Genomic DNA, 13,860 nt, shown 5'->3' with positions numbered 1-13,860 from the left:
TTGGCACATGGCATCATTTTAAAAATAAAGATTAAAGAGACAGCATGAGCATCCCAAAAAAAGATTATTCCTTTGTTCGCAATAAACTCCTCAACAAAGAAGAGATTGCTTTTTTAGACGTTCGTGAAGAAGATCCCCATGCGCGCGAGCACCCCCTATTTGCCGCCAATCTACCGCTCTCCCGGATTGAAATCGATGCTTACGGCAAGTTACCCAAGAAAAATATCCCGATCGTCACACTCGATGATGGCGAAGGCTATGCAGAGCACGCTGCGCAGCGCCTGAGTGTGCTGGGATTTAGCGATGTCTCTGTTTTTGATGGTGGCGTACAGGGATGGAAGGCTGCGGGTGGCGAGTTATTTAAAGACGTCAACGTCCCAAGCAAATCCTTTGGCGAACTGGTCGAATCAAAACGTCATACCCCTTCACTCTCCGCACAAGATGTCAAAAAACTCTTGGATGATCAGGAAGATGTGGTGGTGGTTGATGTGCGGCGATTTGATGAATACAACACCATGAGTATTCCCACTGGCATTAGCGTACCAGGAGCAGAATTAGTTTTGCGTTTACCAGAACTCGCGCCCAATCCTAAAACCAAAATTATTGTCAATTGTGCCGGCAGAACACGCAGCATTATCGGCACCCAATCCCTCATTAATGCAGGCATACCCAATGAAGTCAACGCGCTTCGCAACGGCACGATTGGCTGGACTCTGGCAGGACAAGAACTCGACAAAGGTCAAAGTCGCAAATTTAAAGACGTGAGTGAAAGCACTACCACTGAGGCTGCAAACCGCGCTCGCAATGTGGCTGATCGCGCAGGTGTCAAGCGTGCCTCCCTGAGTGATGTCGGTAAATGGCAAAGCCAAGCTGAGCGCACTACCTACTTTTTTGATACCCGCACACCAGAAGAATATGAGGCAGGTCATTTACCAGGCTTTCGCTCTGTGCCAGGCGGGCAACTGGTTCAAGAAACCGAAATGGTGGCACCTGTGCGTGGTGCACGCATTGTCTTGGTTGATCCTAGTGGTGGTGGCGTACGCTCAAATATGCCTGCTTCTTGGTTGGCACAAATGGCATGGGATGTCTATGTACTCGATGGAGTTCAAGCATCAGACTTGAGCGAAACAGGTCCATGGAAGGCGCCATTACCTAATCTGCCCGTCATCGGAACAGCGGATGCTAGCACCGTCTCTCAATGGCTCAAGACGGATAGCAATACGATAGCAGTGGATTTCAGTACGCATGCCAATTACGTTAAAGGTCATATTCCTGGAAGCTGGTATGCCCTGCGCTCTCAACTGGTTGATGCGATTCAAAAACTGCCCCAAGTTGACCGCTATGTTCTGACCAGCACCCCAGCAGAGTTGAGTTACTTTGTCGCCTCGGAATTTCAGGCTTTGACAAAAGCAGAGGTAGTGGTTTTGGAAGGCGGCAATGCCGCTTGGGTCGCTGCCGGGCTCAAACTTGAGAAAGGCCCCAGCCATCTTGCCTCCCCTCCGCTCGATCGCTATAAGCGTCCTTATGAAGGCACCAGCGTGGACCCTGCAGCGATGCAGGCCTACTTAGATTGGGAGTTTGGTTTGGTAGAGCAATTGGGCAAGGACGGAACCCATCACTTCTGGGTTCTTTGAGTCCTTGCGCCTGTTGGTTACATCTAAATATTTAGGTGATCTTGTTACGTAGGATGCCAATCCCGGTGATATTGGTTTCCATAATATCGCCTGGCTTCATAAACTCTTGAGGCGTTCTACCAGCCCCTACGCCAGACGGCGTGCCAGTAGCAATGATGTCACCTGGCAATAAAGTCAGCCCACGAGATAGCTCAGCAATAATCGTTGGGATTTTGAAATACATTTGCTTATAGCTTGCATTCTGCTTTTCAACACCATTGACACGACAGATCACGCGAGTGTCATCGAGATTCACACCGCCTGCCGTAACTACCCATGGACCCATAGGGCCATGACCATCCAAACTCTTTCCTTTAAACCATTGGCCAGAGTGGCGTTTTTGCTGGATATCACGTGCAGTGGTGTCGTTATAGGCTGAGTATCCAAAGACATAATCCATAGCATTTTCTTCGGAAATGTTTTTGCCTTTTTTCCCGATCACAACTGCTAGCTCTGCTTCCCAATCAATCATGGTAGAGATGCCAGCATCGTACGGAATGTTATCGAAGGGGCCATTCATTGTCTGAGTGCCCTTGGAGAAAAAGACTGGCACCTTGGGATACTCTTTGACCGCCGTATCGGCACGATGCTTCAAGCCCTCTTCAAAGTGATCTAGATAATTCCAGCCCACGCAGTAAATATTGGCTTGCGGCTTAGGAATAGGTGACAACAAAATAACTTGATTCACATTTTGCAAGTTAGACCCGCGGCCTTTAAACAAGGCAGCCAATTCCACTAAACCTTTGTTGCCAGATCCAGCCAAAGAAATCATGGAAGTAGGATCAAAAGAAAGCTGTACTTTTTGACGAGCTGCTTCAGCAGGAATGTCGACTACCAAGCCATCATTGGTCACCAAACCCAATCTTGAGGTGGCACCCATTTTGGGTAAATAATTTGCAATCCGAAAACCTGCTTTACCAGTTAATGGCTCAACCACAATAGGTGGCTGACCTTCTGGGGCAGCAATAGCATTTGAAATAATCATGCCACTTAGGGCGGCTGATGCACCCAGCTTCAGTGCATCTCTACGATTTGTATCCACAGCGTCTCCTTAGATGATAGGTTTCACCCTTTGCGGGTCTTTTTGTTGTTGATTTCACAATCTGAGTAAATATTAATCCAATTGGCGACCAGGGGCAGGATTTTGGGATCTTCGTTATGCTTGAGAGGATGAGTCTTACTAAAACCCCCTCTTTTATCCGCTTGATGGCTTGCCTATGCCTTTCGCTGGGCCTGCTTGCCTGCGAGCGAGAGGTCTATACCAGCTGGAACTGTAGCTCAGCTGCTGAGGCCAAAATTCCGATGGTCCTCCGAAAGGCACGAATGGAGTTTGCGGATGCCAAGCTTAATTACTGTGGCAGCCTGGGAACCCAGAGTTACTTTGACATTAAATGCCCAGCATTGACAGAACAATCCAACACCGTCTTTACTCCAGCCTCAGGATTATTAGTAAATGCCGGTCAAGAGTATCAATGCTCCGCCCTCTAACAATCCAGTAATGATGAACAGAATCAGCCCCAAAAAATTACTTCTGAGCAAATGGACGGCGGTAGAACCCATCGCCAAGCAAAAGCATTTCTTGGTGAGCAAGGTGATTCTTCCCGAACCCCCAAATGAAGTGATTGAGTTTGTTGAAATGGAAGCGGTGTATAGCAAAAAGATTACCCAGATCGCTTGGCGCGACCTCAAGGATAGTCAGCGCTGGCTGCAAGGCTGGAAATAAAAAACCGCCCAGTACTGCAGGCGGCTTTTAATAGGGAAGTTTCAGAAATTAATCTTCCTTCTTCTTTCCCCCTGAAGACTTCTTCACCAAATCATCAATATTTTTTTCAGCTGTCTCAGCTACTTGATTCACAATACGACGCCCTTCTCTAAACATCTTTTGACCTGTTTCAGACATCTCATTTACCACCTTTGAGAGCTTGTCCGCATGAGCCGGCACCTTGCTTTCGGCATCCTCTAACCAAGTAACCAAAGAGCTACGCACTTTCTCGAGGTGCTTCTCAGTTTCATCAGCAGCACCTTCGCTCAGATCTTTTAAAACAGCCTTAACCTTCTTTTGATAAGCAGCTGCCCGCTTAGTCGCCTCCTTTGCAGCCTCAGCCTGGAGACTCTTTAGCTTCTCTAAATCATTTTTGGCAGCAGACTTCGCGCTATCCAAGGCATTTTTCATTCCCCATTCAACTTCTTCCAAATGGTGATCACTTAATTTTTTGGCGGCCTCTAAAAGGGTATGGGAGTAATCAAACAATTCTTTGGCCTTTTCTCGTTGCCACTTTTGCAAATCTTTTGCATCCATTTTTACGCTCCTATTAATAAAGGGATTAAGAAACCATCCATCAACTCTATACCGAAATTGGCAGACTGCCAATTCCCCTAATTTAAAGCATTAAAATGACAATATGACTGAAAGAAAGAGCATCTACGAGACCATTGGGGGCATCGATAAAATCGATGAATTGGTGGATCGTTTCTACGATTTGATGGATCTAGAGCCTCAATTTAAGGAGTTGCGGGCCATGCACCCTCAAGATATGGCAACGTCTCGTGAAAAGCTCAAATTCTTTCTGACCGGCTGGATGGGGGGACCCGATATTTATTCTCCAAAATATGGTCACCCGATGCTCCGTGCCCGCCACCTCCCCTTTAAGATTGGTCTAAATGAACGCAATCAGTGGCTGGCATGCATGTACCGAGCGCTTGAGGAATGCGGCATCGAAGGCAATGTTGCCAAACAATTAGAAGAGTCCTTCTTCAATACCGCTGATTGGATGAGAAACCAGGCGAATTAAAAGTTAATCTAACTTTGCGCCAGCTTGTTTCACTGCTTTAGCCCAGCGCGGCATTTCAGCCGCTAAATACTTGGTAAATTGATCCGCATTTAAATAGGCAGGATCTGCGCCCTGCTCAATCATCCTTTTTTGTATCTCAGGAGAATCTAGGGTCTCTTTAAATGCCTGGCTTATTTTTCCAACCACCTCAGGTGGGGTTCCTTTAGGAGCAAGAATTCCGTAAAAGCCAACGACATCTAGATTGGCAACGCCGGTTTCAATTACTGTCGGTGTATTGGGGAGTGCGGGATTCCGCTTGCTACTAGTGACGGCCAAAGCCTTCACTTTGCCCTGCTTGGCGTAGTTTGCAGCCTGAGGCACAGACTCAGCCATGAATTGCACATGACCAGCGATCAAATCGGTAAAGGCTGGGGCACTTCCCTTGAAGGGGATGTGGACCATAAAAATCCCGGTCTCACTCTTCAGCATTTCAGGAACTAAATGGGATATACCGCCATTGCCTGCAGAGCCGTAATTCAACTTTCCAGGATTGGCTTTGGCATAAGCTACAAATTCTTTTAGTGTATCAACGGGAACCTCTTTATTAATGATTAATGCCAAAGGTTGTTGAGCAGTTCTAGCAACCGGCTGGAAATCTTTGAGGGTGTCATAAGGTGATTTCGTATAGATGGCAGGATTAATGACCATTGTTCCCGTATTAGCCAATAGCAAGGTATAGCCATCTCCCAGCGATTGCATCACAAACTGAGCCCCCACAGCACCCCCAGCTCCAGGCTTGTAATCAACAATTACGGGCTGCCCTAGAGCCGATTGCAACTTATCGCTTAATAAGCGAATATGCGCATCCAAAGGGCCGCCGGCGGGAAATCCAATGACAATTTTGATAGGCTTATCAGGATATGCGCTCCAAGCCAAAGCCATGGGCAGCATTAGCGCAATGCTGAGAACAAATGTCCTGATAATTTGTATGGACTTAAACATATAAGGTGTTAGTTTATCTACTTGGATACACTTTACCCCAAAGCCAAATAAATGAAATAGATCATGATTGATAGCGTACTGACATTCTTGAGCGACCCTAATGTATGGATCGCCTTTTTTACACTGTCTGCCCTCGAAATTATTCTAGGTATCGACAACATTATTTTTATTAGCGTGATTGCAAATCGACTTCCTGAAGAAATTCGGGAAAAGGTACGGCGCTTTGGTCTGATTTTTGCTTTGGTAACGCGCATCATGTTGCTGCTCAGCCTCTCTTGGGTCATGGGCCTCACCACTCCGCTCTTTACCGTGAGCGCTTATGACATTAGCGGTAGAGATTTGATTTTGTTGCTTGGTGGCTTTTTCCTCATTTGGAAAGCCTCTAAGGAAATCTATGTTGAAGTGGAGGTCGGCGAGGATGAGGAACTAAATCACAATACCGATCCTCGAGCACATCAAAAATCGATGCTGTCTTTATTTGTTGGCTCTGTACTGCAAATCGGACTTCTGGATATCATCTTTTCGCTAGATAGCGTAATCACTGCGGTGGGCATGGTAGATCAAATCAGCATCATGATTGCGGCCGTGCTGGCTTCAGTTCTCATCATGCTGATTGCCGCCAAACCCATCGGCGATTTTGTGCACCACCATCCATCCATTAAAGTGCTAGCACTCTCATTTCTAACCGTCGTTGGTGTAGTGCTCATTGCCGAGGGTATGGGCGTTCATATCCCCAAGGGCTATGTTTATGTTGCAATGGCATTCTCGCTTAGCGTAGAACTACTGAATATTCGCGCCAGAAAAAAGAAAACTTCTCAGTAGCGCAGTTTGTCTTTATAAGGCCTGCGCGCAAGCAAACCCGCTAGCCCAGGCCCACTGAAAATTATGGCCGCCTAAATGACCAGTAACGTCAACACACTCACCAATAAAAAATAAGCCGGCATGCTTGCGAGACATCATCGTTTGACCATCCAAATCTTTGGTATCAACGCCGCCGAGCATCACCTCTGCTTTTTTCCAGCCTAGAGTTCCAGCTGGCTTCACCGACCAATTGGTAATGAGCTCTTTGAGCGCTTGACGGTCTTTTTTGGAAACCTCTGCCCACTTACGACCAATTAAATTACGTTGCTCAGCAAACGCCTTTGCTAGGCGCTGAGGAAATACAGAGGACAAGATGGTCTCGGCAAGTTTGAGGCGATTATCTTCACGATTAAATAGTTCATCACAATTAAAGCCACCAGGTCGCTCGAGCGCACCCAACCAATCAACATGAAGTGGTTCACCCTCGGACCAATAGCTACTCGCTTGGAGCACAGCAGGTCCAGATAGGCCTTTGTGAGTCAGCAGCAAATCTTCCTGAAAGCGACAAGCGCCATATCGCTGACCTTTTGAGCCTGCGGCAATGCGTACGGGAACACTCAAGCCAGCTAGATCGCTCAGATTTCCAAAGGTCTCCGCGGTAAAAGAGAGCGGCACCAAGGCAGGTCTTGGCTCAATCACATTGAGATCAAATTGCTTGGCAATATCTAATGCATAGGCAGTCGCACCAATAGCGGGAACTGGCAAGCCGCCAGTAGCCATCACCACCGCTTGAGTCTTTTCAATACCCTCGCTGGTATGAATAACCCAATGAGAGTCGCTTTGCGTCAGTGACTCTACAGAAACTGGGTTGCGAATTGTCACCTTTCCTTTGGCACACTCCGCAAATAACAGATCAATGATTTGCTTGGCAGAGTCATCGCAAAACAGCTGCCCCTGATGCTTCTCATGATAGGCAATACCATGCGCTGTTACAAGCTTAATAAATTCTGAAGATGGATAGCGAGCTAAGGCACTCTTTGCGAAATGGGGGTTGAGCGAGAGAAAGTTGGCCGGACTACTATGCAGATTCGTAAAGTTACAGCGCCCTCCACCGCTAATGCGGATTTTTTCACCTAAAACCGGCGCATGATCAAGCACTAGGACTTTTTTACCCAACTGTCCTGCCACTCCCGCGCAAAATAGACCGGCTGCACCGCCACCGATGATGATGGCATCCCATGTTTTACTCATACCTTACTCAAAGCGATCAATGATGTCAGAGGATAGATTGAGTTTTTTCATATGAAGCTTGGTGTATGCCTGACGGAAATTTTTAGTCATCGAAATCATGACAGATGCCGTCCAAGCAAATGAGAACATCCCTGAAAAGGCAATGATGACTGCCAACATTTTCCAGCCGTCAGGCAAAATATCTTCCATAAAGCCCATCGCAGTATAGGTACTGCCAGCAAATAAGATACTTTGGCTTAGGAGCGGTAGCAATTTAAATCCATAGAGCGCAAAGCCCCATAACAAAATTTCTGCAATGTGAGTCAGAAATAAACAAAACACACTAACGTAAAAACAGAGGGCCACAGAGGAATACTTTTTTTCAGCCAAGTACAAAAAGGTTTTTACCTCATAGCGCTTTGCTATTTGCAGGAGTAGCACGCCATGAAAGACCATGACGAGAAGGAGCATCGCCCCGCCCAAAAGGTATCCAGGAAGATCTAAGGAGGTTGCAATACTGGTATGCATGGCGCCTATCTATCAATGCGGGGAAATTGCGGCGTCCCACAATCGCCTATTGCCCTCATTTTACAGGGGGCATGCATATTAGGCTAATTGATACCAATCTTGGATCGTCTTCCAGGCTTCTTGGGCGGTCTCTGCAAAATGAATCATTTGCATGTCCTCTTTATCGATTACCCCAAACTCCACCATCTCCCTAAAGTTCACCATTTCATTCCAAAATTGCTTACCGACCAAAATAACTGGAATCTGTACTACCTTTTTGGTCTGCATTAGGGTGAGAACTTCAAAGAGTTCATCAAAGGATCCAAAGCCTCCTGGATAAGCAACGATTGCCCTAGCCCTCAACATGAAGTGCATCTTGCGCAATGCAAAGTAATGAAAGCGAAAACTGAGGCCGGGGCTAATATAGGGATTGGGGTGCTGCTCTCTTGGAAGGCTGATATTAAAACCGATGGTTTGATCGCCCGCCTCAAACGCACCGCGATTGGCTGCCTCCATAATTCCGGGGCCGCCACCTGTACAAATATGCAGTTTATTTGCACTATCTTTTTGGGTTGCGTTATAGCGCGCTACTAACTCACCAAACTCTCTAGCAGACTCGTAATACTGGCTATGCAGCATGGCCTTTTTTGCCGCCGCTAACTCCTGGGGTGTTTTTGCATTCTGCTCGAGCTCGCTAGCATGTTCGCGACTGACAAAGCGAGTTGACCCGAACACCGTAATCGTATGGTCTATGCCGTGCTCCTTGAGCAAAATCTCCGGCTTTAGTAACTCCAACTCAAATCGAATGCCAATAGTTTCTCTGCGGGATAAAAATGCTTCATCATCAAAGGCGAATTTATAAGAGTCTTCTGAGTCTCGCTCAGATAATTGATGTTCCTGAAGTTTTAAAAAATCAGTAATCGTCTGTGCATTATTAATGGGGAGCTTAGGGCTCATATTGCGACCTTTACATTACGGTTACTTAATCTTACGCTTAAAGCCAATAGAATTAGTATTAATACCTAGTTTAGCCAAGAGAATTGTCTTCAGATGACATCAAGGATTTACCAGCACACCAAGTAGAGTTAAGATTGACGCAATTTCAACCAAACCGAAGGAAAATCCATGAGCAATCGTTCAATCATCATTATGGTACTAGTGTTAATTGGTGCCACCGCATACCTGCTCTTGAAGGGCGACGGCAACGTGGATATGAGCGGAGAAAAGCATGGCGCTGAAGCAACCCATGTAGAAGAAGCGAAAAAAGATGCTCCAGCAGCTGCTCCTGTAGCACCTGCAGCAGCTCCTGCGGCAGACGCCAAGAAGTAATCTTTATTTGCATATGAAAACCGCGGCCTGCCGCGGTTTTTTTATCTTTATCCCATGCAAAAGCTTTTCATCGGCCTTACATTTTTCTGGATATCTCAACTGAGTTTTAGTCAGACGCCCTCCATTATGAAAACCATTGATCCTACTCTCATCCCCTCTTTTGCCCCAACAGGCACTCTGCGTGTGGGCATCAATTTGGGGAACCCCATCTTGGCAAATGAAGATGCCACTACCCACCAACTGCACGGCGTCACCATTGACATCGCACAAGAAATCGGTCAGCGCACCAAGCTACCAGTAAAACTCATCCCCTTTAAGACTGCCGGTGCTACTGTAGATGCGGTGAAGTCTGGTGATGTCGACTTGGTGTTTGTTGCGATTGATCCAGTAAGAGGTGCGGATATCAGCTATACGCCGGCCTATATTCAAATTGAAGGCGCTTATATGGTGAAGGCAGATTCGCCATTAAAGAAAAATGAAGAGGTCGATATGAGCGGCAATGAAATTGTGGTTGGCAAAGGCAGCGCTTACGACCTCTATCTCACTCGCGAAATTCAACATGCCACACTTTTGCGTGCGGCTAGCTCACAAGCAGTGGTAGATGACTTTATGTCTGGCAAAGGCAATGTGGCAGCAGGTGTTAAGCAACAGCTTGAAAGCGATGCCAAACGTTATCAGGATTTAAGAATGCTTCCTGGCCGCTTTATGGTCATCAATCAAGCCATAGGAACTCCTAAGGCGAGACCGCAGTATGAAGGTATCACCGTCTTTCTTAGCGAGGTGATTGCACAACTCAAGCAGTCTGGGTTTGTAGCTCAAGCGTTACAGCGCCATCATATTCAAGGTGCTAAAGTCGCCGACTAACATTCATAGGTATGTAAGCGCTCAGGAAGAATGACATTCTTCCAGCCGAGATCCTCCCGAATACACTGCGCTAATACAGACGCTGATTCAGGCTCACCATGAACGACAAACACAACCTCTGGTGCTGACTCAAAGCCCCGCAACCAATCCAATAGACCCGCTTGATCTGCATGCGCAGATAAACCGCCGATTGTATGGATGGATGCCTTGACCGCCACATCCTCACCGAGCAACCTCACCTTCTGCACCCTATCCACCAAGCGCCTACCTAAACTTCCGTAAGCTTGAAAACCCGTAATCACAATAGCGTTCTGTGAGCGTGGCAGATTATTCGCAAGATGATGCACGATCCGACCTGCATCGCACATGCCACTTGCCGAAATAATGATTGCGCCACCCTTGATCTTATTGAGCGCCTTAGACTCTTCCACATCCGCAATAAAACGCAAGTCAACTGCATTCGGATGATTATTAAACCAGGTAAACGTCTCTTGAGATTGGCTGTCAAGCTGTGAAAAGAAATGCTGCGTCAAGTGCGTTGCTGCTGTTGCCATCGGTGAGTCCACCCAGATAGTCAAATGTGGCAACAAGCCCCTTCTCACCAAATCAATCAAGAGAAAAAGAATTTCTTGTGTGCGCCCCACTGCAAAAGCCGGAATAATGACATTGCCCTGCGCAGCCATCGTACTTTGAATCACACCAACAAACTCTGCCTCAGTCTCGCTCAAACTACGATGCAGACGATCACCATAAGTTGACTCCACCACTACAACGTCAGCCTTTGGAATTAAATCTGGGTTGGGCATCAACACCTTGCCCTTCATGCCAATATCGCCAGAAAAAACACAGCGCTTTTGTTGCTGACCATCTTCTTGAATATCAATAACCGCAATTGCTGAACCCAAAATATGTCCTGCATTACAAAACTGAAGTTGCACTCCAGGCCCTAGTTCACGCACTTGCCCATACTCCAACGGCTCAAACTGCTGCAAAGCCATCTCTACCTCTTCGCGAGAATAGAGCGCCACTGGCATTTCTCCATGCCACTTCCCCATTTTCATTTTTCGCTCAGCCCGCTCCAGATCGGCAAACTGTAAGTGGGCGCTGTCTGGCAACAGAATTTTGAGTAATTCGTAAGTAGCAGTCGTGCAATAAATGGGGCCCTTAAATCCTTGGGCGCACAAACGGGGCAATAGGCCGCTGTGATCAATGTGGGCATGCGTCAAGACAACAAAATCGAGCTCGCCTGGCGCAATCGGCAAAGGCTCAAGGTTTTTCATGGTGGCTTCACGGCCCCCTTGAAACATTCCATAGTCGACCATGAAATGCCTCGTGCAACCCGAAGTGACGGCCTGCACCAAATGCCGTGAACCGGTTACCTCACCCGCTGCCCCTAAGAACTGAATCTTCATACTTTGAGCATACTCTCTCTTACAATGGGCTTAAGAACCTACTGGATAAAACAATACTCTGAATATGCCTTCAGCATCAAGCTCTCTTCATGCCCTAGCATTGGCGGCTCGCTTAAAACGCGAGCCTGATGAACACAAGGGTAATGCCGGTAAGGTCATCTTGATTGGCGGCGCTCCAGGTATGGCTGGTGCACTGCTATTGGCAGGCAAAGCCTGTTTACACTTAGGTGCGGGCTGGACTATTTTAGAAATGCTAGATGCCGCTTCCGCTCGCGCGGACGCAGAGCAGCCTGAGCTCATGATTCGTCCAGCAACAGAAAGTGCTGTAGCAACTCTGCAAGAAAATCAACCCGACGTCATTGCAATCGGACCGGGTCTTGGTTGTTCTCCTTTAGCAATCGACTGGCTCAAAGCCACGCTTACATACCCCAATTTACCGCTCGTGATTGACGCAGATGCTCTCAATCTCATTGCAGACTCTCAAGAGCTCATGCGCACCCTTCAGAATCGCAACCAACAGTTCCCGGCACAAACCGTGCTCACTCCCCACCCGGGAGAGGCAGCTAAACTTTTGCAAACTTCTACTGCCGATATTCAGGCGGATCGCCCAGGCGCTCTCCACGCTTTGGTGGAGCTAACGCAATCGATTGTGGTTCTCAAAGGACAACATACTGTAATTGCGGGACCAGGCTATGCCACCGTCCGGTGTGAAGAAGGCAATCCTGGCATGGGTACTGGTGGCATGGGTGATGTCTTAACTGGCAGTATTGCGGCAATTTGCGCGCAAGGCGTGCGCCACAATCTCAACCTGTGGGAATCAACGGGTCTAGCAGTCCAATTACATGCTCAGGCAGCAGATAGCCTAGTCAGCAAAGGGGTTGGTCCGATCGGCCTAACGCCCTCAGAAAATATTCTTGAAATGAGAAACCTCTTAAATAAGCTGATATAAATTCATATGCAATCTCCAAGCTCAGCCCACCATCACCGCCGCTATCTGTACGGCATCTTGATGGCTGGCATCGGCGCAATGCTCTTTTCGGGCAAGGCCATTCTGGTAAAGCTGGCTTTTGGGTATGGTGCGAATGCAGAAACACTTCTAGCCTTACGCATGCTCATTGCATTGCCCATGTTTTGGAGCGTGTATTGGTGGGAAGCCCGTCGCAAGCCCATGAGCCCAATCACTTGGTCAGATCGCGGAAAATTATTTTTCCTCGGTTTCTTGGGCTATTTTTTGTCTAGCTATATTGATTTTCTCGGGCTCCAATATATTTCAGTTGGACTTGAGCGCATCGTTTTATATCTCACCCCCACCATTGTTTTACTAATCTCTTATTTTGTTTTAGATAAACGTATTTCCCGCATGCAATGGTATGCATTAGTAGTGGGATATTTGGGGGTATTCGTAGTCTTTATTCAAGATGCAAGCTCTACTGGTCTACATGCTTGGCTTGGAATGTTGCTGGTATTTGGTAGCGCCTGCAGTTATGCCCTCTATATGATTGGCTCGGGCGAAATGGTTAAGCGCATTGGTAGTGTTCGCCTCGTAGTCTATGCAAGTTCGGCCTCTGCAGTATTGAGCTTGCTGCAATCCTCACTACACAATCCCAGCGCCATCTTCGAACAGACCCCACAAATCTACTGGCTCAGCCTTCTCAATGCTGGACTTTGCACCGTGATCCCCATGCTCCTGATCATGATTGCAATTAATCGCATTGGCTCACCTCTAGTGGCGCAAGCCGGCATATTGGGTCCTGTCTCGACTATTTTTCTGGGTTACTTTATTTTGTCAGAACCCATTACTTGGACTCAAATCGGCGGCATGACTTTGGTGATTGCTGCAATGTGGTTGCTTGTGCGCAATGATGGGCCCAGAAAAAAATCACCCGACTCGCAAAAATCAGGTGATTATGATGAAGCTAAAACTACTCAGCTCATTGAGTAGTGAGGGCAAGAGTGCCCAAGAAAATTACTGAGCGGCTTCTGCTGCAGCTTTAGCCTTTTTCTTAGACTTCTTCTTGGCTTTTTTCTCAGCTTTCTTTTCTTTCTTTGCTTTTTTCTTCGCTTGCTTTTCAGCCGCCTTATCTGTTGGCGCTGCTGCTGGAGCTACCGCAGGAGCTGCTGCTGGAGCAGGGGCTGGTGCAGGTGCAGGGTCAGCAGCCATCACGGAGACTGATCCTAGTCCAAGGGTTACTGAAATAAGGGAAGCTAGGCTAAGGTGTGCAATACGAGAAATCATGCAGTTCTCCAATAAGGTTTGTGGATAATTTAATA

At 47.3% G+C, this 13,860-nt stretch carries 17 protein-coding genes; 9 read left to right on the top strand and 8 right to left on the bottom strand.

Going from position 1 to position 13,860, the window contains the following annotated elements:
• Positions 1–44 precede the first annotated feature (44 nt).
• Positions 45–1,634, top strand: a complete 1,590-nt coding sequence (locus ICN24_RS04450; RefSeq protein ID WP_216221620.1) for a rhodanese homology domain-containing protein — start codon at positions 45–47, stop codon at positions 1,632–1,634.
• A 31-nt stretch (positions 1,635–1,665) separates the two neighbouring features.
• Here the strand turns inward: ICN24_RS04450 and ICN24_RS04445 are convergent, their stop codons facing one another.
• The gene (locus tag ICN24_RS04445; RefSeq protein ID WP_216221618.1) at positions 1,666–2,715 is read right to left on the bottom strand and encodes a fumarylacetoacetate hydrolase family protein; all 1,050 of its coding nucleotides are present in this window, start codon (positions 2,713–2,715) and stop codon (positions 1,666–1,668) included.
• Positions 2,716–2,843: 128 nt separating this feature from the next.
• Here ICN24_RS04445 and ICN24_RS04440 point away from each other — a divergent pair, with 128 nt between their 5' ends.
• Both ICN24_RS04440 and ICN24_RS04435 read left to right on the top strand, forming a co-directional pair.
• Complete coding sequence (locus tag ICN24_RS04440; RefSeq protein ID WP_216221616.1) at positions 2,844–3,161, top strand: hypothetical protein; 318 nt, start codon at positions 2,844–2,846, stop codon at positions 3,159–3,161.
• A 10-nt stretch (positions 3,162–3,171) separates the two neighbouring features.
• On the top strand, positions 3,172–3,396 hold the full coding sequence (locus ICN24_RS04435; protein WP_370623100.1) for a TIGR02450 family Trp-rich protein: 225 nt from the start codon (positions 3,172–3,174) through the stop codon (positions 3,394–3,396).
• A gap of 48 nt (positions 3,397–3,444) precedes the next feature.
• Here ICN24_RS04435 and ICN24_RS04430 read toward each other — a convergent pair whose 3' ends face one another.
• Positions 3,445–3,972 carry a phasin family protein gene (locus tag ICN24_RS04430; protein WP_216221615.1) on the bottom strand — a complete coding sequence of 176 codons (528 nt, stop codon included), beginning with the start codon at positions 3,970–3,972 and terminating at the stop codon, positions 3,445–3,447.
• Between the two features lie 103 nt (positions 3,973–4,075).
• On the opposite strand from ICN24_RS04430, the gene ICN24_RS04425 reads away from it, so the two are divergent.
• A complete protein-coding gene (locus ICN24_RS04425) occupies positions 4,076–4,465 on the top strand; it encodes a group II truncated hemoglobin (RefSeq protein ID WP_216221614.1) in 390 nt (129 codons plus the stop codon).
• Between the two features lie 3 nt (positions 4,466–4,468).
• On the opposite strand, the gene ICN24_RS04420 is transcribed toward ICN24_RS04425, so the two are convergent.
• Entirely contained in the window at positions 4,469–5,395 is a 927-nt protein-coding gene (locus ICN24_RS04420) for a tripartite tricarboxylate transporter substrate binding protein (RefSeq protein WP_255532559.1), read from the bottom strand.
• 114 nt (positions 5,396–5,509) lie between these two features.
• On the opposite strand from ICN24_RS04420, the gene ICN24_RS04415 reads away from it, so the two are divergent.
• Positions 5,510–6,268, top strand: a complete 759-nt coding sequence (locus ICN24_RS04415; protein WP_216221612.1) for a TerC family protein — start codon at positions 5,510–5,512, stop codon at positions 6,266–6,268.
• A gap of 12 nt (positions 6,269–6,280) precedes the next feature.
• Here ICN24_RS04415 and ICN24_RS04410 read toward each other — a convergent pair whose 3' ends face one another.
• From ICN24_RS04410 to ICN24_RS04400, 3 genes are all read right to left on the bottom strand, one after another.
• Positions 6,281–7,498 carry an aminoacetone oxidase family FAD-binding enzyme gene (locus ICN24_RS04410; protein ID WP_216221611.1) on the bottom strand — a complete coding sequence of 406 codons (1,218 nt, stop codon included), beginning with the start codon at positions 7,496–7,498 and terminating at the stop codon, positions 6,281–6,283.
• Between the two features lie 3 nt (positions 7,499–7,501).
• On the bottom strand, positions 7,502–8,005 hold the full coding sequence (locus tag ICN24_RS04405; protein ID WP_216221610.1) for a hypothetical protein: 504 nt from the start codon (positions 8,003–8,005) through the stop codon (positions 7,502–7,504).
• 78 nt (positions 8,006–8,083) lie between these two features.
• The gene (locus tag ICN24_RS04400; protein ID WP_216221608.1) at positions 8,084–8,941 is read right to left on the bottom strand and encodes a TIGR00730 family Rossman fold protein; all 858 of its coding nucleotides are present in this window, start codon (positions 8,939–8,941) and stop codon (positions 8,084–8,086) included.
• Between the two features lie 168 nt (positions 8,942–9,109).
• Here ICN24_RS04400 and ICN24_RS04395 point away from each other — a divergent pair, with 168 nt between their 5' ends.
• Positions 9,110–9,313 carry a hypothetical protein gene (locus ICN24_RS04395; RefSeq protein ID WP_215393119.1) on the top strand — a complete coding sequence of 68 codons (204 nt, stop codon included), beginning with the start codon at positions 9,110–9,112 and terminating at the stop codon, positions 9,311–9,313.
• Positions 9,314–9,439: 126 nt separating this feature from the next.
• Positions 9,440–10,177, top strand: a complete 738-nt coding sequence (locus tag ICN24_RS04390; RefSeq protein WP_216221606.1) for an ABC transporter substrate-binding protein — start codon at positions 9,440–9,442, stop codon at positions 10,175–10,177.
• Here the strand turns inward: ICN24_RS04390 and ICN24_RS04385 are convergent.
• A complete protein-coding gene (locus ICN24_RS04385) occupies positions 10,174–11,589 on the bottom strand; it encodes an MBL fold metallo-hydrolase RNA specificity domain-containing protein (RefSeq protein ID WP_216221605.1) in 1,416 nt (471 codons plus the stop codon). The two genes, ICN24_RS04390 and ICN24_RS04385, sit on opposite strands and share 4 nt — an antisense overlap.
• A 64-nt stretch (positions 11,590–11,653) precedes the next feature.
• Here ICN24_RS04385 and ICN24_RS04380 point away from each other — a divergent pair, with 64 nt between their 5' ends.
• The gene (locus ICN24_RS04380) at positions 11,654–12,538 is read left to right on the top strand and encodes an NAD(P)H-hydrate dehydratase (RefSeq protein WP_216221603.1); all 885 of its coding nucleotides are present in this window, start codon (positions 11,654–11,656) and stop codon (positions 12,536–12,538) included.
• A 6-nt stretch (positions 12,539–12,544) separates the two neighbouring features.
• Positions 12,545–13,531, top strand: a complete 987-nt coding sequence (locus ICN24_RS04375) for a DMT family transporter (RefSeq protein WP_216221601.1) — start codon at positions 12,545–12,547, stop codon at positions 13,529–13,531.
• 24 nt (positions 13,532–13,555) lie between these two features.
• Here the strand turns inward: ICN24_RS04375 and ICN24_RS04370 are convergent, their stop codons facing one another.
• Positions 13,556–13,825: a protein tyrosine phosphatase gene (locus ICN24_RS04370; RefSeq protein ID WP_216221599.1), complete on the bottom strand. Its 270-nt coding sequence runs from the start codon at positions 13,823–13,825 to the stop codon at positions 13,556–13,558.
• Positions 13,826–13,860: the final 35 nt, after the last annotated feature.

This window comes from Polynucleobacter sp. UK-Kesae-W10, assembly GCF_018881575.1.
Lineage (GTDB): Bacteria > Pseudomonadota > Gammaproteobacteria > Burkholderiales > Burkholderiaceae > Polynucleobacter.
This window is presented reverse-complemented; position numbering and strand designations above follow the sequence as displayed.

What these genes read in the sequence shown, in the direction of transcription:
- ICN24_RS04450 (WP_216221620.1), top strand. Translation starts at nt 45, where the DNA reads ATGAGCATCCCAAAAAAAGATTATTCCTTTGTTCGCAATAAACTCCTC.
- ICN24_RS04440 (WP_216221616.1), top strand. Translation starts at nt 2,844, where the DNA reads ATGAGTCTTACTAAAACCCCCTCTTTTATCCGCTTGATGGCTTGCCTA.
- ICN24_RS04435 (WP_370623100.1), top strand. Translation starts at nt 3,172, where the DNA reads ATGATGAACAGAATCAGCCCCAAAAAATTACTTCTGAGCAAATGGACG.
- ICN24_RS04430 (WP_216221615.1), bottom strand. Translation starts at nt 3,972, where the DNA reads ATGGATGCAAAAGATTTGCAAAAGTGGCAACGAGAAAAGGCCAAAGAA.
- ICN24_RS04425 (WP_216221614.1), top strand. Translation starts at nt 4,076, where the DNA reads ATGACTGAAAGAAAGAGCATCTACGAGACCATTGGGGGCATCGATAAA.
- ICN24_RS04420 (WP_255532559.1), bottom strand. Translation starts at nt 5,395, where the DNA reads ATGCTGCCCATGGCTTTGGCTTGGAGCGCATATCCTGATAAGCCTATC.
- ICN24_RS04415 (WP_216221612.1), top strand. Translation starts at nt 5,510, where the DNA reads ATGATTGATAGCGTACTGACATTCTTGAGCGACCCTAATGTATGGATC.
- ICN24_RS04410 (WP_216221611.1), bottom strand. Translation starts at nt 7,498, where the DNA reads ATGAGTAAAACATGGGATGCCATCATCATCGGTGGCGGTGCAGCCGGT.
- ICN24_RS04405 (WP_216221610.1), bottom strand. Translation starts at nt 8,005, where the DNA reads ATGCATACCAGTATTGCAACCTCCTTAGATCTTCCTGGATACCTTTTG.
- ICN24_RS04400 (WP_216221608.1), bottom strand. Translation starts at nt 8,941, where the DNA reads ATGAGCCCTAAGCTCCCCATTAATAATGCACAGACGATTACTGATTTT.
- ICN24_RS04395 (WP_215393119.1), top strand. Translation starts at nt 9,110, where the DNA reads ATGAGCAATCGTTCAATCATCATTATGGTACTAGTGTTAATTGGTGCC.
- ICN24_RS04390 (WP_216221606.1), top strand. Translation starts at nt 9,440, where the DNA reads ATGAAAACCATTGATCCTACTCTCATCCCCTCTTTTGCCCCAACAGGC.
- ICN24_RS04385 (WP_216221605.1), bottom strand. Translation starts at nt 11,589, where the DNA reads ATGAAGATTCAGTTCTTAGGGGCAGCGGGTGAGGTAACCGGTTCACGG.
- ICN24_RS04380 (WP_216221603.1), top strand. Translation starts at nt 11,654, where the DNA reads ATGCCTTCAGCATCAAGCTCTCTTCATGCCCTAGCATTGGCGGCTCGC.
- ICN24_RS04375 (WP_216221601.1), top strand. Translation starts at nt 12,545, where the DNA reads ATGCAATCTCCAAGCTCAGCCCACCATCACCGCCGCTATCTGTACGGC.
- ICN24_RS04370 (WP_216221599.1), bottom strand. Translation starts at nt 13,825, where the DNA reads ATGATTTCTCGTATTGCACACCTTAGCCTAGCTTCCCTTATTTCAGTA.